Origin of the sequence: Rhodopseudomonas palustris (assembly GCF_003031265.1) — a bacterium.
Taxonomy (GTDB): domain Bacteria; phylum Pseudomonadota; class Alphaproteobacteria; order Rhizobiales; family Xanthobacteraceae; genus Rhodopseudomonas; species Rhodopseudomonas palustris_H.
The window spans coordinates 1,446,836-1,472,520 of the sequence record NZ_CP019966.1 but is presented as its reverse complement, the minus strand read 5'-3'; the positions used below and the strand labels follow the sequence as shown (position 1 = coordinate 1,472,520).

Genomic DNA, 25,685 nt, shown 5'->3' with positions numbered 1-25,685 from the left:
GCGGGATGTCATGCCCGGTTCGTGACGGCGAAGTTCAATCGTCTCGACGCCGCGCCGGCGAATCCGCTACCGATTCGGTGGGGCTCGGACGACAAAAGGCGATAGGCAGGTTCGGTGATGGACGGCGTGCGCGATAATTTCCTTAGCCTCGATGCCGGAGAGCCTCCGGTGATCGAACGCAATCAGAACGGACAATCGCCGTTCCTGCTGGTGTGTGACCATTACGGCCGCCGGATCCCGGCACAACTCGGCGATCTCGGCCTGCCCGAAGCCGAACTGACGCGCCACATCGCCTGGGACGTCGGCATCGCAGGCGTCGCCGAACGGGTTTCCGATGCGCTCGGCGCACATCTGATCGCGCAGCGCTATTCGCGGCTGGTGATCGACTGCAATCGGCCGCCGAGCGCCGAGAGCTCGATCCCGCTGGTCAGCGAGGCGACGACGATCCCCGGCAACGACGGACTGACTCGCGAGCATGCCGCGGAGCGGCGGCGGCTGATTTTCGATCCGTATCACCAGCGGATCGAGGCGGCGATCGAAGATCGGCAATTATCCGGCCAGCCGACCGTGCTGCTGGCGTTGCATTCGTTCACGCCGGTGTATCACGGCATGGCACGGCCCTGGCACATCGGCACACTGTATCAGGACTGCACCGTGCTGCCGCCGCTGCTGCTCGCCGAGCTGCGGCGCGAGCCGGACCTGGTTGTCGGCGACAACCAGCCTTACGCGGTCGCCGACGGCACCGACTACACCATTCCGGTGCACGGCACCGCACGCGGCCTGATTACCTCGGGCATCGAAATCCGCCAGGATCAGATCACCGACGAGGCCGGCCAGGTGGAATGGGCTAGCCGGCTCACACGCGTTCTGAGCGCGATCAGCGACAAGCTGCGGCAACAGTAGGCGCTGCGATAGCGGCACCACCGCAACCTCGCTGATTCTTTGCGAGCCACGGCGAAACAATCCAGATGCGCCGAGCCCTCGGGAGCCGGATTGCTTCGTCGGCTTAGCCTACATATGACAAGGCAAAGGCCGCGCCTTACTTCGCACGGCTGAGCGCGAGCCAGACACCGCCGCCGATCATGAAGCCGCCGGAGATCCGCGACAGCAGCCGCGTGCGGTGCGCCGAGAACATCGTGCGGGCGCGGCCGGCGAGCAGCGCGTAGATCGCATCCGTCATCGCCGCGATCACCATGAAGGTGACGCCGAGCAGCGCCACCTGCGGCACCGTCTCGCGCTGCATGTCGACGAACTGCGGAATGAACGCGCCGAAGAACACCAGCACCTTCGGATTTGCCAGCAGCACCAAGAAGCCCTGCAGGAAGAAGCCGCCGCGCGGCGGAGGCGGCGGCTGATCGGTCGACAGACCTTCGACCGGCTTCCGGATCAGGCCGATGCCGAGCCACACCAGATAGGCTGCGCCGAGAAACCGTACCCAGTCGAACCAATAGCCCATCGTCGCCATCAGCGTGGTGAGACCGGCAGCGACCAGCGCGATCACCAGACCTAGCCCGAGCTGCGCACCGGCGATGTTCAGCAATGCTGCGCGGGTGCCGTGACGCAGGCCGTTGGCGATCACCAGCGTCACCACCGGCCCCGGCAGCAGAGCGAGCACGATGCAGGCGGTGACGAAGGTCAGGTACATTTCGAGAGACATGGCATTCCCATTCACGTAACGATTCCAGCCGAGACGTTAGCAGCCCTGCGCGACTGCGACGACTGGCGAAAAGGCCGCGTCGCTGCTCGGTGTTGACATGCAACTTTTTGGTTGCCTATTATCGCCGCCATGGATGAGGTCTTCAAAGCGCTGGCGGATGGTTCGCGGCGCGCCCTTTTGGACCGGCTCCACGCCCGTAACGGGCAGACGCTGAGCGATCTCTGCGACGGCCTCGCGATGACGCGGCAGGCCGTGACCAAGCACCTTGCGATTCTCGAAGCGGCCAATCTGGTCGCCACGGTCAAACACGGCCGCGAGAAGCTCCACTACCTGAATCCGGTGCCGATCCACGAGATCGGCGACCGCTGGATCAGGAAATTCGAGCGCGGCCGGCTCGCCGCCCTCAGCGACCTGAAACGCAAATTGGAGACGCGCGATGAGTAAGCCGGAATTCGCCTACGTCACCTATATCCGCACCACGCCGGAGCGGCTGTGGCACGCGTTGACCGACGCCGATTTCACCAGGCGCTACTGGATGGACTGCACGCTGCGCTCGGACTGGAGGGTCGGCTCGGAAATGACGATGGAGCGTGGCGGCGAGATCAAGAACCGCTGCACCATCGTGGAGTCCGATCCGCCGCGTCGGCTGGCGTACGATTGGGTCTCGGTGTGGGACCCGGCGATGCGCCAGGAGAAACCGTCGCGCGTCACCTACGAGATCGAGCCGCAAGGCGATCTCGTCAAGCTGACGGTCACCCACGAAGACTTCGACGAAGGCAGCGCGACATTGCCGAGCATCAGCTTCGGTTGGCCGATGGTGCTGGCCAGCCTGAAGAGCATTTTGGAGACCGGAGAGCCGCTGCCGTTCGCCGCCCCGGCGCATGCCGCCGCGGAAGCCGCTCATGTGTCAGCGTAACCGCAAACGGAGCACAGCATGACCGATGTCAGCGGCTGGGTGCCCCAAACGGTCTACACTATCTACATCGCGGCGCCTGCCGAACGGGTGTGGCAGGCGCTCACCTCGGCTGAGTTCAGCCGGGACTATTTCTCGGGCTTTGCGATCGAGATCGAACCGCGCGTCGGCGGCGCGTTGAGGCTGCTGGCGCCGGACGGAACGCCCCACATCACTGGCGAGGTGATCACCTGGGATCCCCCGCACAAGCTGAGCATCACCTGGAATGTCGGCTGGCCGAGCCTCGTCGAAGCGCTCGGCGGCACCGTGGTCAGCTACACGATCGAACAAGCCGGCGAAGCCGTGAAGCTGACCATGACCGAAGCGCACGAGCGTCCGCTCGACGACGATATCCTGTCGGGCGGCCGCCAAGGCTGGCCCGCGATCCTGTCGTCGCTGAAGAGCCTGCTCGAAACCGGACGCGCACCGCGGATCGCAGTACAGCCGCCGGTCAAGATGATCGCCGCGCTGCGGCGCGCCGGCGTCACAGTGCCGGGCGGGCCGGAATAGCCTGGGCCGCATCCGGTCGGTGTGGCGTCAGCCCGCAGCGGCGCGTTTCGGCATCGCCACGACGTTGCTGATCGCTTCGGCGTCCTCGGCAGCCGGCAGTTCGGCCGCGACCGGCGCGACTATCTTGCGATACAGGTGCCAAGTGGTATGGCCCAGCACCGGCAGCGTCACGATCAGGCCGAGGAAATACGGCAGCGCCGATACCGCCAGCAACACCACGATCGTGGCGGCCCAGCCGATCATCGGCAACGGACTCTTCACCACCGCGCGCACGCTGGTGACCATTGCGGTGACGAAATCGACGTCGCGGTCGGGCGGCAGCGGGAACGACGCCACGGTCAGCGAGAACAGCGCCAGCGCGGCGCCCGCGCCACCAGCCGCACGTGCGAAACCATCGCGGGTTACCGTATTTCATCTGGCTAATTGCGAACTACTAACAAAAACAATGATCTCGACCCCACAAGTACTATCCGAGCGGGGACGCGGATTGTCTTTTGATCGACGATCTGTAAGTTAGCTGAATTGCCGATATGTACATAGTGGGTGCTAAATGATTGACTATGAATTGTTCGATCGGGCCCCCAACCAGCGCGGCCGGACGATCGTGTCGCTCGGCGCGGACGCCATTCAGGTCAAGAAAGCAGGCCAGCAAATTGAGCTGATACCATACGGGGGCATTCGACGGATCTCGCTGTCATACTGGAAGAAATGGCACCTCGGCACCTACATTCGATGCCGGCTGTCGCTTGTCGGCGGCGGCCGGTACGACGTTTTCAGCGGCGCGACTGACGAGAGCAGGGACAAGGATTTCCAGTCGTTCTTCGCCGGATTGATGGCTCGCGCGCGGGCGGCCAATCCCGATCTGTCGCTCGTCGAGGGCGTGCCCATCGGCAGATGGGTGGCGATGCTGACGATCCACCTGGTCATCGCCGGCTTCTGGCTTCGCGCGCTGACCGAATCGCCGCGATACGTCTACGCGGCGACGCCGATCGCGACGTTCGCGGTGGTGCTTTGGGGCATTTCGCTGCTGCTGCTGATGAAGAACTTCCCTCGCAACGACACGCGCGGCGGAATGCAGTCGGCTTATGCCTACGCGTCGGCGCAAGGACATCGCCGCCTGGCGAGATTTCTGGACATCGTGAAGTTCGTGTTGTTCCCCCGCGAACTGGCCGACACGCTTCAGAGCTGGAATTCGGCTGCGTTTGCACGGGCGGCCAGGACATTGTTCTATACCTTGACCTGGTGCGTTGGCATCGAGCAGCTGCTGTTCTGGAGTTACGGATTAAGCAATCACTTGTCGTCTTGGGAGGTAGTCGGGATCAAGACGCTCTTTGCTCTTCTTCCCTCGATCAGCGCGCTGGTCACGTTCATAGCCCTGCGCTTCTCGTTCGGAAATCACGACATATCCGTTTTGGATTTCCTGCAATGCGCGCTGTATCCGATGATCCTCGTCACGTTTGCGGAGGGAGCGACTTACGCCATGTGTAATTGGATCATCCTCGCGAATTTGGATCTGGGTCCAGGCTGGACGATGAAATTGCCCGAGCTCATTCGGGAGAGTTGCAGGCAGTCGATGACGGCAAGCTGCGTTCTTGACAATTGGCGCTCGCTCGCGAACGACGTCGATGCGGTCATGGTCAAATGTATATGGGCGACCATGGCGGGTGTCGCCGCAATCCTGGTGGTGCAGGTGCGGTTCGTGGTTCTTCTAAAACACGCGATGAAAGTGAGCTACTTCGAGAGCGCGCTTGCGACGTTCGTCCCATTCATGGCTGGCGGCTACGGCATCTACCATATCGCTCGAGCGGTCAACGCATCGGTGAAAGCGTCGCTCTAGTGCTGTTCGAATGCCCCTGCGACATCGTTGTACCAGGACGTGATAGTCTCGTCCGACGGCGGACCGGGCGAGATCAGCCACGCGCTGAAGCGGGTATGCTCGCGATACTCGTCCACATTGGCCCGTATGATGTGCTTCAGCTCCTGAATTTTCAGAAAAGGCGCCCTTCGCTTGCGGGTATCGACGGCGAGATAGAAGCCGTATGTCTTCTCCTCCGGCCACGACAGAACGCCTGATATTTCGCCCTTTTTGAGAGCGAAGAGTACGGTGCCGTTGTCGTCTCCACGCTTGGCGAGCAATTGCGCCTCCGACCATTCGCCCAGGACGCTGAACCTGGTTGATACACCAGGCTGCTCCTTGCCGGTCGGATAGAAGCTTGCGACCGTTGCGGTCTTGCGCAGACGCGCGGCCTCGGTCGGATTGTCACGGAGGATCGCTCGCAGCACGACGACGTCTTCGTCCTTCCACTCCTTTTGCCAGCCGGCATAGATCGCGCTTTCCCACGCTGCGGGAACGCCTGGGAAAGGAAGGTTCAAATAGCCGAGCGCAAGACCGAGCGAGTACAACGGCAACAATCGAAGCATGATCTTCGGCCGGATTACGACACGCCGAATTTCAGCCACACCGGTGCATGCTGCGCAAGCGCATATTTCGGACATCGCGACCGCGTCGCCATGGCCACCGGTATCAAGTCACCCGCAAAATCGGAACGGCGCCGCGGCCGAACTACCCCCTCGCCCGCAATTCGCGGCGGAAGACTTTGCCGGTTGCGGTCATCGGCAGGGTTTCGGTGAATTCGATCAAGCGGGGATATTCGTGGGCGGCCAGCATGACCGGATACGGCGATTGGGCGCCGCAGACCGTGTACACGATCTACATCGCGGCGCCGGCCGAACGGTTGTGGGACGCGCTGACCTCGGCGGAGTTCAGCCGGGACTACTTCTCCGGCTTTGCGATCTGGATCGAACCGCGCGTCGGCGGCGCGTTGAGGCTGCTGGCGCCGGACGGAACGCCCCACATCACTGGCGAAGTGATCACCTGGGATCCCCCGCACAAGCTGAGCATCACCTGGAATGTCGGCTGGCCGGGCCTCGTCGAAGCGCTCGGCGGCACCCTGGTCAGCTACACGATCGAACAGGCCGGCGAAGTCGTGAAGCTGACCATGACCGAAGCGCACGAGCGTCCGCTCGACGACGATATCCTGTCGGGCGGTCGCCAAGGCTGGCCCGCGATCCTGTCGTCGCTGAAGAGCCTGCTCGAAACCGGACGCGCACCGCGGATCGCGATGCAGCCGCCGGTCAAGATGATCGCCGCGCTGCGGCGCGCCGGCGTCACAGTGCCGGGCGGGCCGGAATAGCCTGGGCCGCATCCGGTCGGTGTGGCGTCAGCCCGCAGCGGCGCGTTTCGGCATCGCCACGACGTTGCTGATCGCTTCGGCGTCCTCGGCAGCCGGCAGTTCGGCCGCGACCGGCGCGACTATCTTGCGATACAGGTGCCAAGTGGTATGGCCCAGCACCGGCAGCGTCACGATCAGGCCGAGGAAATACGGCAGCGCCGAGAGTGCAAGCAGCACGACGATGGTGGCGGCCCAGCCAATCATCGGCAGCGGGCTCTTCACCACCGACCGAACGCTGGTCACCATCGCGGTGACGAAATCGACATCGCGATCCAGCAGCAGCGGGAATGACACTACCGTCAGCGAGAACAGCACCAAGGCCAGACAAGCGCCGACGCAATTGCCGACCGCGAGGAAGACCAGGCCCTCGTTGGTGGTGAGCACCGCGGAGATGAATTCCTGCAGGCTGCCGAACGACGCGCCGACGCCGAGGAACAGCGCGATCAGCAGCCGAACCTGGTACATCCAGATCACGAACAGGAACAGCGTGACGAACGCCATCCAGCCGAGTTCGCTGCGGCTGCGCATCAGGCCGATGATCTGCATCATCGACGGCCGCCTGCCTGCCTCGCGCTGCCGGCTGACTTCGTAAAGCCCGAGCGCGACGAACGGCCCAAGCAGCGCAAAGCCGGCGCCGAGCGGATAGGCCAGATACACCATATGGAAAGCCGTCAGACAGGCGAGAATCAGCAATCCGCCCGCTGCATAGAACGTGCCGAAAGCGAGGCCGTAGAGCGGCGCGGCCTGAAAGTCCCGCAGCCCCTGACCCAACGCTTCCGCAATGTCGCCGATCGTGATTGGCCGCACCACGGGATCAACCTTACCGGAGATCGACATGGTCGCTCCTCCCTGGTTCGTGGGCATCGTTCGTTATTAGTTGCATGCATTAAGGCGCGGAGTTCGACGACCGTCAATCAGCTTGGTAACAAGCCAACCAATGCGAGCTATGCGTCTCGATTAGTTCCCGCCGCATCGCACAACTAATTCGCGCCGCAATACGTGCGAAATTGGCCACTCACCGGGGCATTCGAACGGGTTTTGGCAATCTCGCCGACTCCCCTCAACTGCCAGCGCGGTCGTCGAACCTCCTTTCACACCGTCGTGAACACTCGGACGAGCGGATTTTGTGTCGAGATCGCTGCCTCTGATCGCGGGCATCCTCTGCAGTTTCCGAATGGAACCTGTTTTGCACTGCAGTGTTGCTTCGGCTGGCGCGGCGATGCCGCGCGCAAGAGCGTTTTCCTCATGAGCACCTTGGACAGCCCCTCCTCCGCCAGTTCCGATTTCGCGGATCGCGACCGTCGTTCTGCAGATGCCCGGCCTGAAGCGGCGCCTGCGCCGTCGCGATCGCCGGCTCTCCCTCCGACCGAACAGCGACGCCGTGACGACGACACCCGCGACCGCCCCGGCAGCGAATCGGACCGCCGCGCGAACTCACCCGGCGGCCTTAAAGCGCTAATCGGTGGTCATCCAGTGGCGGCCAGCATCGGGGCGGTGCTGATCATCGCAGCGATCATCGGCGGCATTTTGTGGTGGCTGCATGCCCGCAACTACGAGAGCAGCGACGATGCTTTCATCGACACTCGCACGGTGCTGATCAGCCCACAGGTGTCGGGCGCGATCACCGGCGTCAACGTCACCGACAACCAGGTGGTCAAGGCGGGTGAACTGCTCGCCACCATCGACCCACGCGACTACAAGGCCGCGGTCGACCAGGCGGCCGCACAGATTCGGCAGGCGCAAGCTTCCATCACCGATATCGAGGCGCAGATCGGCGCCCAGCAGGCGCAGATCCAGCAGGCTAATCAGCAGGTGCAAGAAGCGCAGGCCGCGTTGAACTTCGCCACCGACGAGAACCAGCGCTATCAGGAACTGGTACAGAAGGGCGCCGGCACGGTGCAGCGCGCCCAGCAGGCCGAGTCGGACTTCCGTGCCAAGAAGGCCGCACTCGACGCCGCCAATGCCGCCAAGCTCGCCGCCGACCGCCAGATCGACGTGCTGCGCGCCAAGGTCGAGCAGGCCAAAGCCCAGCTCCAGGCCGCGCAAGCGCAGAAGGAGCAGGCCGATGCCAATCTTCAGCGCACCGAACTGCGCGCACCGACCGACGGCCGCATCGCCAAGCTGACCGGCGCGGTCGGGGCGCTGGCCTCACCGGGGCAGGCCATCATGGTGTTGGTGCCGCTCGACGTCTGGGTCACGGCCAATTTCAAGGAGACGCAACTCGAGCTGATGCGGGTCGGGCAGCCGGTCGACATTCACATCGACGCCTACGGCAAATCTTATCCCGGTCACGTCAACAGCATCCAGGCCGGCAGCGGCACGGCGTTCAGCCTGCTACCTGCCGAGAACGCCACCGGCAACTACGTCAAGGTGGTGCAGCGCGTGCCAGTGAAGATCACCTTCGATCAGCCGCCGGATGTCGAGCTCGGCCCCGGCATGTCGGTGGTGCCGCGCGTCACCGTCCGTCCGTAAGGCTCTCGCCATGGCCGACAGCGAAGGCGAATATGGCGGCGCCAATCCGTGGCTGATCGCGGTGCTGGTGTCGGTCGCGACCTTCATGGAAGTGCTCGACACCACCATCGCCAACGTCGCGCTGCGTTACATCGCCGGCGGCCTCGCGGTGTCGGGCGACGAAGCCTCCTGGGTGGTCACCACCTATCTGGTAGCCAACTCGATCGTGCTGTGTGCGTCGGGCTGGATCGCTCAGATGTTCGGCCGCAAGAATTTCTTTCTGGTGTGCATCGCGCTGTTCACGGTGAGCTCGCTGCTGTGCGGCTTCGCCTGGAATCTGCAATCGCTGCTGGTGTTCCGGATCCTGCAGGGGCTGGCCGGCGGCGGCATGACGCCGGTGGCGCAGTCGATCCTCGCCGCGGCGTTTCCGCCGGCCAAGCGCGGCCAGGGTTTTGCGTTGTATGGCATCGCCGTGGTGGTGGCGCCGGTGGTGGGGCCGACGCTCGGCGGCTGGCTCAGTGATAATTTGTCGTGGCACTGGTGCTTCCTGATCAACGTGCCGGTCGGCGTCATCACACTGGCGCTGATCTACCTGATCATTCCCTCCTCCGAGAAGCAGCGGCAGGAGCGCGCGAAGCTGTGGGCGAAGGGGCTGAACTTCGACATCGTCGGCTTCGTGCTAGTCGCGACCTTCCTCGGCGCGCTCGAAGTCGTGCTCGACCGTGGACAGGTCGACGACTGGTTCGGCTCGACCTTCATCGTCACCTTCGCGATCATCTCGGCGGCAGCGCTGATCGCCTTCGTGCCGTGGGAGCTGTCGCGCGAGCGGCCGCTGATCGACGTCAGGATGCTGACCGGCCGGCAGTTCGGCACCTGCTTCGTGATCATGCTGGCGACCGGCGCGCTACTGATCGCGACCACCCAGATCGTGCCGCAGCTTTTGCAAGAGCGGTTCGGCTACACGGCGACGCTGGCCGGGCTGGTGATATCGCCCGGCGGCCTCGTCACCATGGTGATGATGGTGATCGTCGGCCGGCTCGGCGGCTCGGTACAGCCGCGCTGGCTGATCGCGCTCGGCGCCACAATCGCCGGCGGCGCGATGATCGACCTGATGCGGATGTCGCCGGACGCCGACTACTGGTTCTTCGCGCTGTCGCGGATCTATCTCGGCATCGGCCTGCCGCTGATCTTCATCCCGATCACCACCGCGTCCTACGATGGCATCCCGCCCGACAAGACCGATCAGGCCTCGGCGATGATCAACCTCGCCCGCAATTTCGGCGGCTCGATCGGCGTGTCGATCAGCCAGACCGTGCTGGCCCGGCGCGAGCAGTTTCATCAGAGCCGGCTGAGCGAACACGTCGGCTCGTGGAATCCGGTGCTGCATGACACACTGGCGCAGATCCAAGGCTATCTCGGCACCCAAAACGCCACCGGCAGCAAGTCCGGCAGCGCGATGGCGGTGGTCGGACAGATGGTCGAAAACCAAGCCGCGCTGCTGGCGTATCTGGACGTGTTCGTCGCCCTCGGCCTGATCGCCGCCGCGATGATCCCGCTGGCGCTGTCACTCCGCAGCGTCGACCGCAGCGCAAAGCCGGCGATGGGGCATTGAGGGCGCGGTGGCGCGAGTCCGTCGTTGCGGCCTTCAGCCTCACGCATCGTCATTCCGGGGCGCCGCGCAGCGGCGAACCCGGAATCTCGAGGAGTTCATCCGGAGCGAACGCCGCGCGTAGCAACTTCGAGATTCCGGGTTCGCGAGCTTCGCTCGCGCCCCGGAATGACGTGCTTGGAGTTAGCGATGCAACTACCGCTCGACGACGAACTAACCCGTCAGCGCCGCCTTCACCATGCCGCTGGCCTTGCCAAAATCCATCTGGCCGGCGTACTTCGCCTTCAGGGCGCCGATCACCTTGCCCATGTCCTTGATGCCGGCTGCACCGGTTTCGGAGATGGTGGCGGCGATCGCGGCTTTGACTTCGTCGTCGGACATCTGCTGCGGCAGGTAGGCCTGGATCACGGCGATCTCGGCGCGCTCCTGGTCGGCGAGTTCGGGGCGGCCCCCCTTGTCGTACAGCTCGACCGATTCCTGGCGCTGCTTGATCATCTTCTGCAGCAGGCTGAGCAGATCGCCGTCCGACAGCGGCGGCTTGCCCTGGCCGCGCGCCTCGATGTCGGCGTTCTTGATGGTCGAGTTCACCATCCGCAGCGTCGACAGCTTGCGCTCGTCCTTGGCTTTCATCGCCTCTTTCACGGCGTTGTTGAGGTCGTCGCGCAGCATGTCGGGCTCCTTCGTATTCGATGCGTCATTGCGAGGAGCGAAGCTACGAAGCAATCCAGAGGCCGCGAAAAGAGCCTGGATTGCTTCGCCTTCGGCTCGCAATAACGGAAAATGGCAAATCTGCCGCTGATGTAGGCGGTTCAGCCGGCCGAAACAACTCTAGTTCCGCAGCCAGTCCGCCAGCGCGGCGGCGGTGGCGGCGGGCTGCTCAATCTGCGGCAGGTGACCGCAATCGGGGATGATCACCAGCCGGGCGCCGCTGATGCCCTCCGCCATTTCCTGCGACAGGCTGTTCGGAATGGTGGTGTCCGTTTCGCCGGAAACCACCAGGGTCGGACAGCCGATTGTCCCCAGCGTGGGCCGGGAATCGGCACGGGCGATGATCGCCCGCTGCTGGCGGACGAAGCCGGCGGCGCCGACGTCGTCGCCCATATCGTGGACGATCCGCTGCAGCGCGGCGTCCTCGCGGCGCGACGGATGGACAAAGCCGGGATACAGTTCGTCCAGCACCGCGTGCAGCCGGCCGGCCTCGGCTTCCCCGATCTGCCGGGTACGGCGCTCGGTGGCTTCCGGACTGTCGGGCCGGGCCTGAGTGTTGATCAGCGCCAGCTTGGCGACCCGGTCAGGCGCCTGACGCATAATCTCGAACGCGATGTAGCCGCCCATCGAGTGCCCGGCGAGCGCGAACCGCGCCGGCGCCTCGGCGAGAATCCGCCGCGCGATCGCCGCCATGCTGTCGTCGCGGATGTGGTTGGCGACCGTCACCGGCGAGCCGCAAGCCCATAGCGCGGGGAGGATCGGGGCGTAGATCCGTGGCGAGCCCGCCAAACCGGGCACCAGCACCACCGGCAATGATGTGTCCATTCAACCTCTCCCCGCGCACGATTCTGCCCCTGCGCCCGCCGCGAAGCCTAGGACAGCCAAATTCCCTGTCAAATCTCGTCCAAAAGCGAACAATTGGAGGGGGGCGGCGCTTTGACGTCGGCAACGCCCGCGACTATGTAGTGCGCTCATGACCAATCCAGCATCCCATCCCGCTTGGCCGGACCACAAGCCGACCGCGCTGCTCGTGCTCGCCGATGGCACCGTGTTCGAGGGCTTCGGCCTCGGCGCAGAGGGCCACGCCGTCGGCGAGGTCTGCTTCAACACCGCGATGACCGGCTACGAGGAGATCCTCACCGATCCGTCCTACGCCGGGCAGCTCATCACCTTCACTTTCCCGCATATCGGCAACGTCGGCACCAACGACGAGGATATCGAGACGGTGAACATGGCGGCGACGCCCGGCGCGCGCGGCGTGATCCTGCGCAGCGCCATCACCGATCCGTCAAACTATCGCTCGGCGCGCCATCTCGACGCCTGGCTGAAGGCACGCGGCATCATCGGCCTGTCGGGCATCGACACCCGCGCGCTGACCGCGCTGATCCGCAGCAAGGGCATGCCCAACGCGGTGATCGCGCATTCGCCGAACGGCGAATTCGACCTGCACGCGCTGAAGGAAGAGGCCCGCGAGTGGCCCGGCCTGGAAGGCATGGACCTGGTGCCGATGGTCACCTCCGGCCAACGCTTCACCTGGGACGAGACGCCGTGGGCATGGGGTGAAGGTTTCGGCCGGCAGGACAAGCCCGAGTTCAACGTCGTCGCGATCGACTACGGCATCAAGCGCAACATTCTGCGGCTGCTTGCCGGCGAAGGCTGCAAGGTCACCGTGGTGCCCGCCACCACCTCGGCCGAAGACATCCTGGCGATGAAGCCGGACGGCGTATTCCTGTCGAACGGCCCGGGCGATCCGGCTGCGACCGGCAAATACGCGGTGCCGGTGATCCAGAAGGTGATCGAGACCGGCGTGCCGACCTTCGGCATCTGCCTCGGCCACCAGATGCTCGGCCTCGCGCTCGGCGGCAAGACCGTGAAGATGCATCAGGGCCACCACGGCGCCAATCATCCGGTCAAGGATCTCACCACCGGCAAGGTCGAGATCACCTCGATGAACCACGGCTTCGCGGTCGACAAATCGACCCTGCCGGGCAACGTGCAGCAGACCCACGTGTCGCTGTTCGACGACTCGAACTGCGGCATCGCGCTGGCCGACAAGCCGGTGTTCTCGGTGCAGTATCACCCCGAGGCCTCGCCCGGCCCGCAGGACTCGCACTATCTGTTCCGCCGCTTCACCGATCTGATGCGCGCGAAGAAAGCCGCCGCGTAACCGCGGCGGCCTTATTCATATCATCCTCTCGACTTGTCATTCCGGGGCGCGAGCGTAGCTCGCGAACCCGGAATCTGATCCGGGCACAGTCACCGCTAGATTCCGGGCTCGCGCCTGTCCGCGCGCCGCGGAATGACGGGTATCAGGCGGGTGACGAACGCGGGAACGCCCGGCGCGACGTCACGTTATCTCAGCAAGCTGATGATCCTTCCCTGCACGCGCTGGAGACGCCATGTCGCTTGCCCGCGACCAGATCAAACCGCTTGCGCTGGTGTTCGATGACGACGGGCTGATCCCGAACAACCCGCTGCCGTTACTGCTCTATAAGCACGCGGTCGACATCGGCGGCCGCGATCCGGAGCAAGCGATCGAGGATCTGTTCGAACGCAATGGTTGGGGCGACCGCTGGCGCAACGGGATTTTCGATTACCAGCATTATCACGCCACGGTGCATGAGGCGCTCGGCGTCGCGCGTGGCCGTGCGATGGTGCTGTTCGGCGGCGAACAAGGCGAAGCGATCGAGTTGACGCCGGGTGACGTCGCGGTGCTGCCGGCCGGCACCGGCCACAAATGCCTGTTCGCCAGCCACGACTTCTCGGTGGTTGGCGCCTATCCGCCCGGGCCCAAGATGCAAGTCACACGTCCCACCCCGGACAATCATCGCAAGGCGCTGCAGACAATTCCGAAGGTATCGCTACCGGAGACCGATCCGGTATACGGCAAGAACGGGCCGCTGCTGCGGCTGTGGGCGAAGTAAGCGGTAGGGTCGTCGCACAGCGTCTCAAGGAACGTTGGCACCTCTCCCGGCGCGCCAGGAGAGGTGGCCGGCGCAGCCCGTCGGGTGAGTGTGTCCGCGAGAGTCGAAGATAAATTGAAGCTGTAAAATCAGTGCGCGTATCACCCCTCTCCCCACAAGGGTGGGGTGAGGGGTTCGCGGTGCTGGGGGAAGGCTTATCTTCTGACGGCCTATTCAATGAGGGCCTCTTGTAACGGCCCTCGCCGCTTACGCCTCGTTGGCGCCTTCCTGGCGGGTGGCTTCGAACAGGAACCAGGTGCGCTTTTCGGTTTCGTCGATGAAGTTCTCGAGAAGGCCGGCGCTGGCCGCATCCTTGCACTCGTCGACGATCTCGTGCGCCTTGCGCATCGCCGCAGCGACCTTCTTGTTGTCGTTCATCAGCTCGCGCAGCATCTCGCGCGGCGGCACGTAGTCGTCGTTATTGTCCTGGATGGTCTGCAGCTTGGAGATATGGCTGATCGAGCGCAGCGTGGTGCCGCCGACCTTGCGGACACGTTCGGCGAGCTCGTCGGTGGTGGCGAGAATCTGCGCCGACTGTTCGTCGAGTAGCAGATGATAATCTCGGAAGTGACGGCCGCTGATGTGCCAGTGGAAATTCTTAGTCTTCAGATACAGCGCAAACGAGTCGGCTAGCAGGCCGTTGAGCGCGGTCGAGATTTTCTCCACCGACTGCGGCGGCAAGTCGGTCGGGGTGTCGAGTTCGGGGGCGACGGAGGCGGATTTGGCTTTGGTCACGATGAAGCGTCCTGCGGTGATGCGGTTGACGAAGGGTGAATGCAACGGTCAGGCGGGGCGGCCGCGGCCCGGTCGATCCAAGCCGGTTCCGAAATCACGGTCTTGGATGTTTCGGCTGTGCATTGGTGTTTCCCGCGAAACACGTTAGACCCCTCATCAACGCGCTGCGTCCGCTGGCGTTCCATTCATGGAACAGCCATGCGAAGACAGCGGCACTGCACCGATCGGCCCTGATTTGGCCGCGTTCGGCCTGGTTCGGCGGGTGTTTCGGGGTCACGGGATGGACGACTGGATCGACTATTACGACTCCACCCACACGATCTATGTCAGCAAACGCCATCGCGACGTGCATTTTGCCGAGATCGCCCGGGACATCATCGACTACATCCCCTCTCCCGGTGCAGTGGTGCTGGACTATTCCTGCGGCGAAGCGCTGTCGGCGCCCAGCGTCGCGGATGCCTGCGGCAAGCTGATCCTGGCCGAGCCCGCCCCCGGGGTGCGCGGCCGGCTGATTGCCCGCTACGCGCTCAACACCAAGATACGGGTGCGGTCGCTGGACGACCTGCGCACCATGGCTGATGGGTCGGTCGACCTCGTGGTGATGAATTCGGTGGCGCAATACATGAAGCCGGCCGAACTCGACCAGGCCTTCGCGGTGATCCGGCGGCTGCTGTCGCCGCCCGGCAGCCTGGTGCTCGGCGATATCCTGCGGCCCGAAGTCGGGATGCCGCGGGATGTGCTGTCGCTGCTACTGATGGCGCGCCGCCACGGCTTCATGAAGGATGCGCTGTGGGGACTGGCGCGAACGGCGCTGTCCGACTACCGCGAGCTGCGCACCAAGATCGGCTTGCAGCGCTACAGCGAGGCCGAGATGCTAGCCAAACTCACCGCCGCCGGCTTCACCCCCCGCCGCGCCGAGCGCAACATCGGCCACAATCCATGGCGGATGACTTTTGTGGCGCGGAAGGCGGAGTAACTGGCGGGTCGCGACCACGTGGGCTCACTGCCTCGGGCGCCCTCACCCCAACCCTCTCCCGCAAGCGGGAGAGGGAGCAAGCAGTGCTCGGGAAAGTTCTCCGATCAAATACATTTGGATTCGCCAGAGAACCCCAATCTCTTGGGTGCAAGCACGCGCTTTTCGCGCCTGGCGCTGCCGCCGGCGCAGCGAACTCCCTCTCCCGCTTGCGGGAGAGGGCTGGGGTGAGGGCGACGCGAGTACAGACGGAGTGCCGCGCTACACCACCACGCTCAGCCGTTTCGCCGCGCGAGTGATCCCCGTGTAGAGCCAGCGGGCGCGGCTTTCCTGGAAGGCAAAGCTCTCGTCGAACAGCACGACGTCATCCCATTGCGAGCCCTGGCTCTTGTGCACGGTGAGGACGTAGCCGTAGTCGAACTCGTCGTAGGGCTTGCGCTGATCCCAGCTGATATCTTCGATGCCGCCGGAGAAACACTCCTGACGTACCGAGACTTTGGTGAGGCGGCCGCCGAACTCTTCATCGGGCGTCACCCGCATGGTGATGATCTTGGTCTTGATCGGCGAGCGCGACTTCACCCGCCACAGCCCGCCATTGAACAGCGCCTTCTTGCGGTTGTTGCGAAGGCACACCAGCTTGTCGCCGCCGACCGGAAACGGATCTTCGATGTTCAGCCGCTGCCGGAAACGCGCGTTGTAGGCGCGGCGGGTGTTATTGCGGCCGACCAGCACCTGATCGGCATCCATCACCCGCTGCGGATCGAGCTGATCGCGCGTCACCACCTCGGTGTCGCCATAGCGGCCGCGTTCGAGTCCCCTGCCCTCGCGCACGTCCATCGACAGCCGGACGATCGGATCGTCCTGGGCCTGACGGTGCACTTCGGTCAGCATCACGTCGGGCTCGGCATTGGTGAAGAAGCCGCCGCCCTGAATCGGCGGCAGCTGCGCCGGATCGCCAAGCACCAAGAGCGGGCAATCGAACGACATCAGGTCGCGGCCGAGCTCTTCGTCGACCATCGAGCATTCGTCGATCACGATCAGCTTGGCTTTCGACGCCGGCGCGTCGTCCCACAGCTCGAAGCTCGGCTGTTCGACGCCACTCTCCTTGGTGCGGTAGATCAGCGAATGGATGGTGGAGGCGTCGTCGCAACCCTTGTTGCGCATCACCAGCGCCGCCTTGCCGGTGAAGGCGGCGAACTTGACCTCGCCATCGACACCTTCGGCGATCTCTCGCGCCAGCGTGGTCTTGCCGGTACCGGCGAATCCGAACAGCCGGAACACCAGCGGCGTGCCGTTGCGGCCGGGCTTGGCTTTGAGCCAGGCGCCGACGGCTTTCAGCGCCTCGTCCTGGACAGGGGTGAAGGTGGTCATGGGCTTTCGGAACTGGCGCGGGGCGCCCCGCGACTCGGCTGGCTGCAAGCTAGCGTCTGCGGGCGGCAGTGCAAGTCGGAGGGGCGTGGTGGGTCAGGGCTGGCGGCCGCGCCGCAGCCGTTTTGCCGCGGCCGTTCGGTCTTCGCCGCCTTGCCGCCGGCACGATCCTGCGCCAATGCTCGCACCTGCGGCCGCATGGCCGGCGATCCTAAAGGCGAGCGATGAAGCGGTTCGGGATGTTCATGTTCTACGTGGTCGGCGCGCTCGCCTGCGGCTACCTCGCGCTGTACGCCTACGCGATGCTGACCACGCCGAAGTTGACACCCGGCGATCCGATCCGGATCTTCCGCAACCCCGACGCACCGAAATATTCGTGATCTGAATTGTTGTCATTCCGGAGCGCGCGACGCGCGAGCCCGGAATGACGGTGGGCGGCAGCTGATCTTTTGAGAGAGCGGCCCTCTCCGCCCCACCTCCTTTCAGGAGGAGGGGCGGAGGAGAGACCTTCCAGAGGGGGCCGGAGGGCTCTCTTCAGGGTCGCGGAAACACGAAGATGGCGCTCAACCCATCGACACGAAGGCGCGCGGCTCGCCGCCGCCCGCAGGCGGGATCGGCAGGCCGCCGTCGGCATATTCGTTGAGCTTGTTGCGCAGCGTGCGAATCGAAATGCCGAGGATGTTGGCCGCATGGGTGCGGTTGCCGAGGCAGTGCTTCAGCGTCTCCAGGATCAGATCACGCTCGACGTCGGCCACGGTACGACCGACCAGCGCGCGAGTGACCTGCTCGGCCGCGAAGGTGGCATGCGCCACCGCCGGCGGGGTCTTGGCTTGATCGAGCCGGTCGCCGTCCGGCGTGATGATGGCTTCGGGGCCGATCTCATCGCCCTGCGCCATCAGCACCGCGCGGTGGATGGTATTTTCCAGTTCGCGAACGTTGCCCGGCCAGCGATTGGTGGTGAGCACGCGGCGCGCTTCAGCCGACAGCGGCCGCAGCGGCACGCCATTGGCGTCGGCGTATTTCTTGGCGAAGTGCTGCGCGAGTTCGAGGATATCGGCCGGCCGCTCGCGCAGCGGCGGGATCTTCAGATTGACGACGTTGAGCCGGAACAGCAGGTCCTCGCGGAAGGTGCCTTCGCGGACCGCTTCCGACAGATTGCGGTTCGACGTGGCGAGGATACGGATGTCGACTGGCACCGGGCTCTTGCCGCCGACGCGATCGATCACCCGCTCCTGAATCGCGCGCAGCAGCTTGGACTGCAGCCGCACGTCCATTTCGGAGATTTCGTCGAGCAGCAACGTGCCGCCGCTGGCTTCTTCGAACTTGCCGATACGGCGGGCCACGGCGCCGGTGAAGGCGCCCTTCTCGTGGCCAAACAGTTCGGATTCCAAAAGGTGTTCGGGGATCGCCGCACAGTTGATGCTGATGAACGGCTTCTTGGCACGATTGGAGCGGCTATGGACGTAGCGCGCGAGCACCTCCTTGCCGGTGCCGGACTCGCCGGTGATCATCACCGAGGCTTCGGAGCCGGCGATCTGCTGCGCCAGCTTCACCACCTTGGCCATAGCGTCGTCGCGGTACACCAATTCGCGGCTGTCGTTCGCCACCGCCGCCAGGACCGCGGCGATCAGCTCCGGATCCGGCGGAAGCGGGATGTACTCCTTGGCGCCGGCATGGATTGCGGCAACCGCGGCGCGGGCATCGGAGGCGATGCCGCAGGCGACGATCGGCACGTGGATGTGCTCGGCCTCCAGCCGCATCACCAGATCGCGGATATCGAGCGCGACATCGACCAGCAGCAGGTCGGCGCCCTTGCCGCCTCGCAACACCCGCATCGCCTGTTCGTTGTCAGCGGCGTGCGTGACCGACGCACCGTTATCGATCGCGATCTTGGTCGCGGTGGTGAGTTGGCCCTTCAGGGTGCCGACGATGAGAAGCCGCATGGATTGCTCCTAGATCTCCTGCCGCGCGAGTCCCGCGCGCTTCGCGTTTAAGTGTCCGCCTTGATGATTTCCGTCATGGTGACGCCGAGCTTGTCCTCGACCAGCACGACTTCGCCGCGTGCCACCAGGCGGTTGTTCACATAGATGTCGATCGCCTCGCCGACGCGGCGATCGAGTTCCAGCACTGCGCCGGGTCCGAGCTTGAGCAGCTCGCCGACGTCCATCTTCGATCGGCCAAGCACGGCCGACACCTGCACCGGCACGTCGAACACCGCCTCGAGATCGGCGGCAACGCGCGAAATCTGTTCGTCTTCCTGGTAACCGACGTCGGCCAGCGGCGGCGCATCGGCACCGTTGAGGTCGGGAAGCGGCACCTGGCCATCATTGTCGCCCATGTCTCACCTTCCTCTTGTCATCGGCCGCTGTTGCGCGATGCCATGTAGCGGCCCACCAATTCGTCGATCTTGGCTTCGACGGTGGCGCGCTCCAGCACCACGCCGCCGTCGGCCCATTCGATCTTGCAATCGCCGCCGGCGATTTCCGGATCTGCCAGCAACACCAGACGGCCTGCGAAACCGCTCTGCTTGGCGAGCAGCTCGATGCGCTCGCGCGCGGCCTCGTACACAGCGTCGTTGATCCGCACCACCAGATGCGGCGTCGCCACCAGATGGCGGAAACATTCGCCGACCAGCGCGGTGATCTCGGCGAGCGGTTCGGCGGCGATCAGTTCGCCGCACAGTTTGCGCGCCGCGGCGATCGCGACTTCGACCGCTTCGGTCTCCATCCGGGTTTCGACACCGCCGATGCCGCTGGCGATCACGTGCATCGCCTGCGCGACCTGCTCCAGCGCCATCGCACTGCGCCGCTGCGCCTCGACTGAGGCTTCGTTCTGGCCGGCGGCAAATCCGTTCTGATAGCCGCGCTGCTCGGCGGCGGCGACGGCCTGCGCCAGCTCGGCCGCGGCGATCGCCTTCTCGCGGGTCTTCTCCGGTGCCCCGAAATCGTCGTTGAACAGAAATTTCTGTGCGGGAGCGGCCATCAGTACACCAGTTCGTCGTCAGCGCGGTTCTTGGTCAGCACGATCTCACCCTTGGCGGCGAGATCCTTGGCGAGATTGACGAGCAGCGCCTGCGCCTCGTCGACATCGCGCAGCCGCACCGGACCGAGCGCAGCCATGTCGTCCATCAGCATCTTGCCGGCGCGCGACGACATATTGCCGAGGAAGAAGCCGCGGACCTCTTCGTTGGCGCTCTTGAGCGCGATCGCCAGCTTGTCCTTGTCGATGTTGCGCATCAGCGTCTGCGCCGAGCCGGCATCGAGCTTGACCAGGTCGTCGAAGGTGAACATCAGCGCCTTGATGCGCTCGGCGGACTCGCGGTTGTCCTCTTCCAGCGAGGTGATGAAGCGGGTCTCGGTCTGGCGGTCGAAATTGTTGAAGATTTCGGCCATCACCTCGTGGGCGTCGCGGCGTCGCGTCTGCGACAGGTTGGACATGAATTCGGAGCGCAGCGTCTTCTCGACGCTCTCGATCACTTCCTTCTGCACCGCCTCCATCCGCAGCATGCGGTTGATGACGTCGAGCGCCATGTCCTCCGGCAGGATCGCCAGCACCTTGGCGGCATGCTCCGGCTTCAGCTTCGACAGCACCACGGCGGTGGTCTGCGGGTACTCGTTCTTCAGATAGTTGGCGAGCACCTCTTCGGAGACGTTGGAGAGCTTCTCCCACATGTTGCGGCCGGCGGGGCCGCGGATTTCTTCCATGATGCCGGTGACGCGGTCGGCGGGCAGATATTTCTGCAGCAGCCGCTCGGTGGCGTCGTAGTTGCCCATCAGGGCACCGGAGGCCGACATCCGCGACACGAATTCGAGCAGCAGATCTTCGACCGTTTCGGGCTCGATGGTGCCGAGCGTCGACATCGTCATCGACAGCTCGCGCACTTCTTCGTCGTCGAGCAGCGACCAGATCTTGCCGCCGTATTGTTCGCCGAGCGCGAGCATCAGGATGGCGGCGCGCTTCGGCCCGCTCAGCGGCTTGCTGGGCGCGCGGCCGCTCTGACGCTGCGCCAACGTCGCAACGACGGAGGCGATGTCATCCTGACTGGTTGCTGGGACGGGCGCGTCGGCCATGGCGGATTAGGTTGCGGGTTCGGCCAGCCATTGACGAATAATGGCGGCGGTTTCGTTGGGATTGCGTTCGGCGAGTTCGCCGACCCGGTGCACGGACTGGGCGTGAACCTGGCCTTGCACCTGGGCGATATCGATCATGCTGGGCACGCTGGCCGGTACCGGCTGACCATCGGCGCCGATCTGCGGCACAGTGCCGTCGGCCAGCGCCGGCAGGCCGCCGACGGCTTCCGGCGCCGGCTCGGCGGCGAGGATGCGCTTCACCAGCGGGCGGATCACCATGAACAGCACCACCAGGCCGAGCAGGAACATCACCCCGAGCTGGATCATGTTCATGATGTCGTCCTTGGTGAACTGGAACATCCCCATCAGCCCGGCCGGCTCCGGCAGCTTCTCGATCTGCGGCGCCTCGGCGAACTTCAGGTTGACCACTTCGATCTGGTCGCCGCGCTTCTGGTCGAAGCCGATCGCCGAGCGCACCAGCGCGGCGATGCGGTCGAGCTGCTCCTTCGGCCGTTCGGCATAGACCAGTTCGCCCTTGTCGTTCTTGGTGTAGGCGCCGTCGACCAGCACCGCAACCGACAGCCGGTTGACGCGGCCGGCTTCAGTCACCTCGGTCTTGGTGACGCGCGAAATCTCGTAATTGTTGGTCTCTTCCGACTTCTTGCTGACGTCGCGGGCGCCGGCGCCCTGGCCCTGGTTGGCGCCGGGCAGCTCGTTATTGACGGTGACCTGGCCGTCCGCCGCCGAGGTCGCGGCGGACTCTTCGCGGGTCTGGCTCGACCGCAGCACGCGGCCTTCGGGGTCGAACTTGTCGGAGGTCTGGGTGATCTTGTTGTAGTCGAAATCGGCCGAGACCTGGACGCGTGCACGGCCGGAGCCGACCACCGAGGACACGATGCCCTCGATCTGATTGCGCATCCGCTTTTCGAACGCGGCGCGGCGTTCGTCGCTGGTGGCGCCTTCGACCTGCTCGCCGCTGGCCGAGCCGTCGGCCAGCAATTGGCCGGCTTCGTCGACGATCGACACCCGCTGCGGCTTCAGGCCGTTGACGGCAGAGGCGACGAGGTGGCGGATGGCGCGCACCTGCTGCGGCTCCAGCGCGCCCCGCACGCGCAGCACGATCGACGCCGACGGCTCCGGCGCCTCTCGCGAAAACAACGGCCGCTCCGGCAGCACCAGATGCACCCGCGCCGCCTGCACCCGATCAATCGCCCGGATGGTGCGCGACAGTTCGCCTTCGAGCGCGCGCAGATGATTGATGTTCTGAACGAAGCTGGTGGTGCCGAGCGCGTCCGACTTGTCGAAGATCTCGTAGCCGACACCGCCGCCCTTCGGCAGGCCGCCTTCGGCAAGCTTCATCCGCAGCCGCGTCACTTTGTCCTTCGGCACCATCAGAATGGCGCCGTCGTTGCGCATTTCGAACGGAATGCCCTGGCGCTCCAGCTCCTTGATGATGCTGGAGGAGTCCTCAACGCTGAGATCCGTATAGAGGGTCGTCATCTGCGGCTGCGACACCCGCATGATGACAAAGGCGAAGAATCCCACCAGCGCAACCGTGACGGCAATCATCGCCATCAGCCGGGCGGCTCCCAAGCCTTTGAGAAAACCCAACAGATTCTGCAAGAAACGCCCCTCGGATGCGCAGCACGACCGACCGGCGGGCTCAGCCTCCCCGCACGGCTAGGCAAATCTTGCCTATGGGATGGTTTCCATATGGTTAACGAGTCTTAACGGACTGCAAAAACCCTTGAAAATACTGAAAGCCGGCTTCCCAAAACGGGGCCGGCTTTCGTCAAATCGTCAAAACCTGGAAAGGATTTGTTTACTGGCGATACTGCTGGATTCGCGTGGTGCGCAGGCCGGCCAGACCGTGATGGTCGATCGAGAACTGCCAGGACAGGAATTCGTCCACGGTCAGCGTGTATCGGCTGCACGCCTCCTCGAGGGAGAGCAGACCGCCGCGGACGGCAGCGACGACTTCGGCCTTCCGGCGGATGACCCAGCGCTTGGTGCCGGGTGCAGGCAGGTCCGCGATCGTCAATGGGCTTCCATCGGGCCCGATCACGTATTTTACCCTCGGGCGGTGGGGCTCTGTCATGGCGTACTCACAACTCGCAAAGCACTCAACTCACACGATTAACCTAAGCGAGCCGGCTTAAAATTTGCCTAAGCGAGCTGCAGGATTGTTCAGGTTGGTGTTAGTAAAGCGGTAACGAATGGCCGCCGCCCGGAATGTCTCAAAACGCCCGGCCTGATGTGATTACGTGGTTGGGCCGACAACCCGAAGGTTCGGCTTTCGAAGCAGCGATCGATCGTCTAGTTCTGACAACATGAGTGACGACAGCGCGCCGGCAACGAAGCCAACCACCAACTCACCCGTGATTGCGAGCGACAGCTTGCATGCGGTCGCACTCGACGACTCCACACTCGCAGCAGTCGATCAATGGGCCGCGAGCCGGTTGCTGTCGCGGGCTGAGGCGCTGGAGCGTCTGGTGCAACTGGGGCTCAGCATCGCGCCGGGGGCGCGGCCGCCGCTGGCGATCGCGCCGGACCGCGCCGTCGAACTCGCCGCATCACAGATTCACGCGCTGATCGATGCAGAAGCGCCGCCGGAAGAGCGCGACCGGCGGATCGCGCGGCTGGTCGAAGGCCCGCCGGAATTCGTCGAAGCACGGGTCGACCTGCCGCGTCGCCGCGCCACCGATCTACTGACGGACGACAACTCCGTGTTGCCGCCACCCGCGCCCGGGACGCCGCAGCGGCGCGCTACGGATCGATCAGCACTCCCGGATTGAGCATCGCCTGCGGATCGAGCTCGCGTTTGGCGGCGCGTAGCGCGGCGGCGAACAAGTCCGGCCGCTGACGGTCGTACCATTTGCGATGATCGCGCCCGACCGCGTGGTGATGGGTGATGGTGCCGCCCGCCGCGATCAGCGCATCGCTCGCCGCATCCTTGATCGCCTGCCATTGCTCGAGCAGTTCGCCGTGGCGACCGAGCGCATGAAACGAGAAGTACGGCGCCGGCCCGTCGGGATAGACGTGCGTGAAGCGGCAAGTGACTTCGCCCTTGATCCCAGTCGCATCAAGGATCGCCTGCTCGGTCGCTGACTTGACGCTGTCGTGGAAGCTCTCGAACCGCTCCCAGGTAATCGACGTCTCGAAAGTGTCGTTGATCAGCCCGGCGGGGGTCAGGAATTCGCGCGCATAAGGCATCCGGATGAAGGCGTTACGCCACAGCCCGGCGGCGCCTTCGAGATGCGCTGACGCGGCTTGCGCCTCCTCCTTGGTGCCGCCGTGATCCGCGCAGCATTCCAACGCCCGCGCCATCCACGGCTCGACCGGATGATCGCCGCTCTCGAACGCCAGCACCATGATGGCGACGCTGCCGTCGGCGGCGCCGGTGTTGTACGCCTCCTGTGGATCGAGGATGCGGCAGTTGGAGGGATAGAGGCCAGCCTGCGCCACCGCGCGAACTGCGCGCGCCGCAGCGAAGAAGGTCGGGAAGCGCACGGACGCGCCGGCGCGAAACGTCGGGCGTGATTGCAGCCGCATCCATGCCGCCGAGATCACGCCGAGGATGCCTTCCGAGCCGACAAACATCCGGTCCGGGCTCGGGCCTGCGCCGGAGCCTGGCAGCCGCCGTGTCTCGAGCACGCCGCGCGGCGTCACCACACGAACGCTTTCGACGAAATCGTCGATGTGAGTGTAGAGGCTGGCAAAGTGACCGCCGGAGCGGGTCGCGATCCAACCGCCGAGCGTCGAATATTCGAAGCTCTGCGGGAAGTGCCGCAGCGTGACATTGTGCGGCTTGAGCTGCGCCTCCAGCACCGGGCCGTAAGCACCGCCCTGGATTAGCGCCGCGCGCGAGGTGGCGTCGACCTCCAGCACTTTGCCGAGATGGCGGAGGTCGAGCGTCACCGCCGCCTTGTAACGGCTGCCATCGACCCGGCATTCGACGCCGCCGCACACCGACGAGCCGCCGCCGAACGGCGTCAGCGCCGCACCGGCGCCGCCGGCCCAATCCATCACCGCGGCGATCTCGGCCTCGTCACGCGGATAGGCAACGACGTCGGGCGCCGCGTCGTAGTCGCCGACCATGCCACGGACGTAATCCGGATAGGATTTGCCGTAAGCATGGGCGGCGCGGTGATAGACGTCGACCGCGCAAATTTCCGACAGCGATTTCGGCGGCACGATCCGCGGCTCGCGGAGCTTGATGTCGTCGAGAGGTACGACACCAACAGTGTCGAAGCTGTCGCGGCCGAACTTCGCTTTGTAGCGGCCGAGCACGAAGGCCTGCTCGGCCTCGGTCATCCCCTCGCCTTCCCGACCCCAGCCGTAGTGCTTCAGCCGCGCGCCCATTGTCGACCTCCCGGTTGTCGCCGGCGAGGTACCGATGCCGCGCCGATCGGCGGGTAGTGTGACGGGCAATGCCGAGGCCGGCAAGCCGGCTTGG

Annotated in this window: 27 protein-coding genes and 1 pseudogene; 13 read left to right on the top strand and 15 right to left on the bottom strand. The window is 64.7% G+C overall.

All coding sequences use genetic code 11. The features are described from left to right. The first annotated feature begins 117 nt into the window (after positions 1-117). Positions 118-903 (top strand): N-formylglutamate amidohydrolase, encoded by a 786-nt coding sequence (locus tag RPPS3_RS06885; RefSeq protein ID WP_107343424.1) that lies wholly within the window; start codon positions 118-120, stop codon positions 901-903. Between the two features lie 136 nt (positions 904-1,039). Here the strand turns inward: RPPS3_RS06885 and RPPS3_RS06880 are convergent, their stop codons facing one another. After that, a complete protein-coding gene (locus RPPS3_RS06880) occupies positions 1,040-1,657 on the bottom strand; it encodes a LysE family translocator (protein WP_107343423.1) in 618 nt (205 codons plus the stop codon). Between the two features lie 129 nt (positions 1,658-1,786). On the opposite strand from RPPS3_RS06880, the gene RPPS3_RS06875 reads away from it, so the two are divergent. Genes RPPS3_RS06875 through RPPS3_RS06865 form a run of 3 tightly spaced genes read left to right on the top strand, consistent with a single transcriptional unit; the run spans position 1,787 to position 3,119 of the window. Beyond that, positions 1,787-2,101 (top strand): ArsR/SmtB family transcription factor, encoded by a 315-nt coding sequence (locus RPPS3_RS06875; protein ID WP_107343422.1) that lies wholly within the window; start codon positions 1,787-1,789, stop codon positions 2,099-2,101. Beyond that, entirely contained in the window at positions 2,094-2,573 is a 480-nt protein-coding gene (locus RPPS3_RS06870) for an SRPBCC family protein (protein ID WP_107343421.1), read from the top strand. The genes RPPS3_RS06875 and RPPS3_RS06870 overlap by 8 nt, the downstream gene beginning before the upstream one ends. Positions 2,574-2,591: 18 nt before the next feature. Further along, positions 2,592-3,119 (top strand): SRPBCC family protein, encoded by a 528-nt coding sequence (locus RPPS3_RS06865; protein ID WP_107343420.1) that lies wholly within the window; start codon positions 2,592-2,594, stop codon positions 3,117-3,119. Positions 3,120-3,146: 27 nt separating this feature from the next. On the opposite strand, the pseudogene RPPS3_RS06860 reads toward RPPS3_RS06865, so the two are convergent. After that, positions 3,147-3,497, bottom strand: a pseudogene (locus RPPS3_RS06860) (DUF2189 domain-containing protein); the annotation flags it as partial. 172 nt (positions 3,498-3,669) lie between these two features. Here RPPS3_RS06860 and RPPS3_RS06855 point away from each other — a divergent pair. After that, on the top strand, positions 3,670-4,956 hold the full coding sequence (locus RPPS3_RS06855; RefSeq protein WP_107343419.1) for a hypothetical protein: 1,287 nt from the start codon (positions 3,670-3,672) through the stop codon (positions 4,954-4,956). Here the strand turns inward: RPPS3_RS06855 and RPPS3_RS06850 are convergent. Beyond that, positions 4,953-5,579 (bottom strand): hypothetical protein, encoded by a 627-nt coding sequence (locus RPPS3_RS06850; RefSeq protein WP_159060652.1) that lies wholly within the window; start codon positions 5,577-5,579, stop codon positions 4,953-4,955. The genes RPPS3_RS06855 and RPPS3_RS06850 overlap by 4 nt on opposite strands. A 206-nt stretch (positions 5,580-5,785) precedes the next feature. Between RPPS3_RS06850 and RPPS3_RS06845 the strand changes: the two genes are divergently transcribed. Beyond that, positions 5,786-6,313: an SRPBCC family protein gene (locus RPPS3_RS06845; RefSeq protein WP_107346475.1), complete on the top strand. Its 528-nt coding sequence runs from the start codon at positions 5,786-5,788 to the stop codon at positions 6,311-6,313. Between the two features lie 27 nt (positions 6,314-6,340). Here the strand turns inward: RPPS3_RS06845 and RPPS3_RS06840 are convergent, their stop codons facing one another. After that, entirely contained in the window at positions 6,341-7,189 is an 849-nt protein-coding gene (locus RPPS3_RS06840) for a DUF2189 domain-containing protein (protein WP_107343417.1), read from the bottom strand. Between the two features lie 636 nt (positions 7,190-7,825). On the opposite strand from RPPS3_RS06840, the gene RPPS3_RS06835 reads away from it, so the two are divergent. Next, positions 7,826-8,824, top strand: a complete 999-nt coding sequence (locus RPPS3_RS06835; protein ID WP_234820123.1) for an HlyD family secretion protein — start codon at positions 7,826-7,828, stop codon at positions 8,822-8,824. A gap of 10 nt (positions 8,825-8,834) precedes the next feature. Then, entirely contained in the window at positions 8,835-10,415 is a 1,581-nt protein-coding gene (locus tag RPPS3_RS06830) for a DHA2 family efflux MFS transporter permease subunit (RefSeq protein ID WP_107343416.1), read from the top strand. A gap of 210 nt (positions 10,416-10,625) precedes the next feature. Here the strand turns inward: RPPS3_RS06830 and RPPS3_RS06825 are convergent, their stop codons facing one another. Then, positions 10,626-11,081: a GatB/YqeY domain-containing protein gene (locus RPPS3_RS06825; RefSeq protein ID WP_107343415.1), complete on the bottom strand. Its 456-nt coding sequence runs from the start codon at positions 11,079-11,081 to the stop codon at positions 10,626-10,628. Between the two features lie 159 nt (positions 11,082-11,240). After that, positions 11,241-11,945 carry an alpha/beta fold hydrolase gene (locus RPPS3_RS06820; RefSeq protein WP_107343414.1) on the bottom strand — a complete coding sequence of 235 codons (705 nt, stop codon included), beginning with the start codon at positions 11,943-11,945 and terminating at the stop codon, positions 11,241-11,243. A gap of 148 nt (positions 11,946-12,093) precedes the next feature. Between RPPS3_RS06820 and carA the strand changes: the two genes are divergently transcribed. Next, the gene (carA, locus tag RPPS3_RS06815; RefSeq protein WP_107343413.1) at positions 12,094-13,287 is read left to right on the top strand and encodes a glutamine-hydrolyzing carbamoyl-phosphate synthase small subunit; all 1,194 of its coding nucleotides are present in this window, start codon (positions 12,094-12,096) and stop codon (positions 13,285-13,287) included. A 232-nt stretch (positions 13,288-13,519) separates the two neighbouring features. After that, positions 13,520-14,044, top strand: coding sequence for a hypothetical protein (locus RPPS3_RS06810; RefSeq protein ID WP_107343412.1), 525 nt, complete (start codon positions 13,520-13,522; stop codon positions 14,042-14,044). 246 nt (positions 14,045-14,290) lie between these two features. Here RPPS3_RS06810 and RPPS3_RS06805 read toward each other — a convergent pair whose 3' ends face one another. Next, a complete protein-coding gene (locus RPPS3_RS06805) occupies positions 14,291-14,818 on the bottom strand; it encodes a Dps family protein (protein ID WP_107346473.1) in 528 nt (175 codons plus the stop codon). Between the two features lie 280 nt (positions 14,819-15,098). Between RPPS3_RS06805 and RPPS3_RS06800 the strand changes: the two genes are divergently transcribed. Then, positions 15,099-15,794 carry a class I SAM-dependent methyltransferase gene (locus RPPS3_RS06800; RefSeq protein WP_107346472.1) on the top strand — a complete coding sequence of 232 codons (696 nt, stop codon included), beginning with the start codon at positions 15,099-15,101 and terminating at the stop codon, positions 15,792-15,794. A 258-nt stretch (positions 15,795-16,052) separates the two neighbouring features. On the opposite strand, the gene RPPS3_RS06795 is transcribed toward RPPS3_RS06800, so the two are convergent. Next, complete coding sequence (locus tag RPPS3_RS06795) at positions 16,053-17,162, bottom strand: ATP-dependent DNA helicase (RefSeq protein ID WP_107343411.1); 1,110 nt, start codon at positions 17,160-17,162, stop codon at positions 16,053-16,055. A 221-nt stretch (positions 17,163-17,383) separates the two neighbouring features. Between RPPS3_RS06795 and RPPS3_RS24600 the strand changes: the two genes are divergently transcribed. Further along, entirely contained in the window at positions 17,384-17,539 is a 156-nt protein-coding gene (locus tag RPPS3_RS24600; protein ID WP_199852195.1) for a hypothetical protein, read from the top strand. Positions 17,540-17,722: 183 nt separating this feature from the next. On the opposite strand, the gene flbD is transcribed toward RPPS3_RS24600, so the two are convergent. The 6 genes from flbD to RPPS3_RS06765 all read right to left on the bottom strand — a co-directional run bounded on the left by flbD (position 17,723) and on the right by RPPS3_RS06765 (position 23,327). Then, positions 17,723-19,102: a sigma-54-dependent transcriptional regulator FlbD gene (gene flbD / locus RPPS3_RS06790; RefSeq protein ID WP_107343410.1), complete on the bottom strand. Its 1,380-nt coding sequence runs from the start codon at positions 19,100-19,102 to the stop codon at positions 17,723-17,725. A 47-nt stretch (positions 19,103-19,149) separates the two neighbouring features. Continuing rightward, positions 19,150-19,497, bottom strand: a complete 348-nt coding sequence (gene fliN, locus RPPS3_RS06785; protein ID WP_011156831.1) for a flagellar motor switch protein FliN — start codon at positions 19,495-19,497, stop codon at positions 19,150-19,152. A 17-nt stretch (positions 19,498-19,514) separates the two neighbouring features. Beyond that, a complete protein-coding gene (locus RPPS3_RS06780) occupies positions 19,515-20,141 on the bottom strand; it encodes a FliH/SctL family protein (RefSeq protein ID WP_107343409.1) in 627 nt (208 codons plus the stop codon). Then, positions 20,141-21,229: a flagellar motor switch protein FliG gene (gene fliG / locus RPPS3_RS06775; protein WP_011156829.1), complete on the bottom strand. Its 1,089-nt coding sequence runs from the start codon at positions 21,227-21,229 to the stop codon at positions 20,141-20,143. The genes RPPS3_RS06780 and fliG overlap by 1 nt, the downstream gene beginning before the upstream one ends. Positions 21,230-21,235: 6 nt before the next feature. Further along, a complete protein-coding gene (gene fliF / locus RPPS3_RS06770) occupies positions 21,236-22,852 on the bottom strand; it encodes a flagellar basal-body MS-ring/collar protein FliF (protein ID WP_107343408.1) in 1,617 nt (538 codons plus the stop codon). 199 nt (positions 22,853-23,051) lie between these two features. Further along, positions 23,052-23,327: a DUF1153 domain-containing protein gene (locus RPPS3_RS06765; RefSeq protein ID WP_011156827.1), complete on the bottom strand. Its 276-nt coding sequence runs from the start codon at positions 23,325-23,327 to the stop codon at positions 23,052-23,054. Between the two features lie 232 nt (positions 23,328-23,559). Here RPPS3_RS06765 and RPPS3_RS06760 point away from each other — a divergent pair, with 232 nt between their 5' ends. Beyond that, positions 23,560-24,024 (top strand): hypothetical protein, encoded by a 465-nt coding sequence (locus RPPS3_RS06760; protein WP_107343407.1) that lies wholly within the window; start codon positions 23,560-23,562, stop codon positions 24,022-24,024. Here RPPS3_RS06760 and RPPS3_RS06755 read toward each other — a convergent pair. Next, a complete protein-coding gene (locus RPPS3_RS06755) occupies positions 23,996-25,591 on the bottom strand; it encodes an FAD-binding oxidoreductase (RefSeq protein WP_107343406.1) in 1,596 nt (531 codons plus the stop codon). The two genes, RPPS3_RS06760 and RPPS3_RS06755, sit on opposite strands and share 29 nt — an antisense overlap. Positions 25,592-25,685 lie beyond the last annotated feature (94 nt).

Bases quoted from the DNA above. Each gene is read 5' to 3' on its own strand.
- RPPS3_RS06885 (WP_107343424.1), top strand. From the start codon at position 118: ATGGACGGCGTGCGCGATAATTTCCTTAGCCTCGATGCCGGAGAGCCT.
- RPPS3_RS06880 (WP_107343423.1), bottom strand. From the start codon at position 1,657: ATGTCTCTCGAAATGTACCTGACCTTCGTCACCGCCTGCATCGTGCTC.
- RPPS3_RS06875 (WP_107343422.1), top strand. From the start codon at position 1,787: ATGGATGAGGTCTTCAAAGCGCTGGCGGATGGTTCGCGGCGCGCCCTT.
- RPPS3_RS06870 (WP_107343421.1), top strand. From the start codon at position 2,094: ATGAGTAAGCCGGAATTCGCCTACGTCACCTATATCCGCACCACGCCG.
- RPPS3_RS06865 (WP_107343420.1), top strand. From the start codon at position 2,592: ATGACCGATGTCAGCGGCTGGGTGCCCCAAACGGTCTACACTATCTAC.
- RPPS3_RS06855 (WP_107343419.1), top strand. From the start codon at position 3,670: ATGATTGACTATGAATTGTTCGATCGGGCCCCCAACCAGCGCGGCCGG.
- RPPS3_RS06845 (WP_107346475.1), top strand. From the start codon at position 5,786: ATGACCGGATACGGCGATTGGGCGCCGCAGACCGTGTACACGATCTAC.
- RPPS3_RS06840 (WP_107343417.1), bottom strand. From the start codon at position 7,189: ATGTCGATCTCCGGTAAGGTTGATCCCGTGGTGCGGCCAATCACGATC.
- RPPS3_RS06830 (WP_107343416.1), top strand. From the start codon at position 8,835: ATGGCCGACAGCGAAGGCGAATATGGCGGCGCCAATCCGTGGCTGATC.
- RPPS3_RS06825 (WP_107343415.1), bottom strand. From the start codon at position 11,081: ATGCTGCGCGACGACCTCAACAACGCCGTGAAAGAGGCGATGAAAGCC.
- RPPS3_RS06820 (WP_107343414.1), bottom strand. From the start codon at position 11,945: ATGGACACATCATTGCCGGTGGTGCTGGTGCCCGGTTTGGCGGGCTCG.
- carA (WP_107343413.1), top strand. From the start codon at position 12,094: ATGACCAATCCAGCATCCCATCCCGCTTGGCCGGACCACAAGCCGACC.
- RPPS3_RS06810 (WP_107343412.1), top strand. From the start codon at position 13,520: ATGTCGCTTGCCCGCGACCAGATCAAACCGCTTGCGCTGGTGTTCGAT.
- RPPS3_RS06800 (WP_107346472.1), top strand. From the start codon at position 15,099: ATGGACGACTGGATCGACTATTACGACTCCACCCACACGATCTATGTC.
- RPPS3_RS06795 (WP_107343411.1), bottom strand. From the start codon at position 17,162: ATGACCACCTTCACCCCTGTCCAGGACGAGGCGCTGAAAGCCGTCGGC.
- RPPS3_RS24600 (WP_199852195.1), top strand. From the start codon at position 17,384: ATGAAGCGGTTCGGGATGTTCATGTTCTACGTGGTCGGCGCGCTCGCC.
- flbD (WP_107343410.1), bottom strand. From the start codon at position 19,102: ATGCGGCTTCTCATCGTCGGCACCCTGAAGGGCCAACTCACCACCGCG.
- fliN (WP_011156831.1), bottom strand. From the start codon at position 19,497: ATGGGCGACAATGATGGCCAGGTGCCGCTTCCCGACCTCAACGGTGCC.
- RPPS3_RS06780 (WP_107343409.1), bottom strand. From the start codon at position 20,141: ATGGCCGCTCCCGCACAGAAATTTCTGTTCAACGACGATTTCGGGGCA.
- fliG (WP_011156829.1), bottom strand. From the start codon at position 21,229: ATGGCCGACGCGCCCGTCCCAGCAACCAGTCAGGATGACATCGCCTCC.
- RPPS3_RS06765 (WP_011156827.1), bottom strand. From the start codon at position 23,327: ATGACAGAGCCCCACCGCCCGAGGGTAAAATACGTGATCGGGCCCGAT.
- RPPS3_RS06760 (WP_107343407.1), top strand. From the start codon at position 23,560: ATGAGTGACGACAGCGCGCCGGCAACGAAGCCAACCACCAACTCACCC.
- RPPS3_RS06755 (WP_107343406.1), bottom strand. From the start codon at position 25,591: ATGGGCGCGCGGCTGAAGCACTACGGCTGGGGTCGGGAAGGCGAGGGG.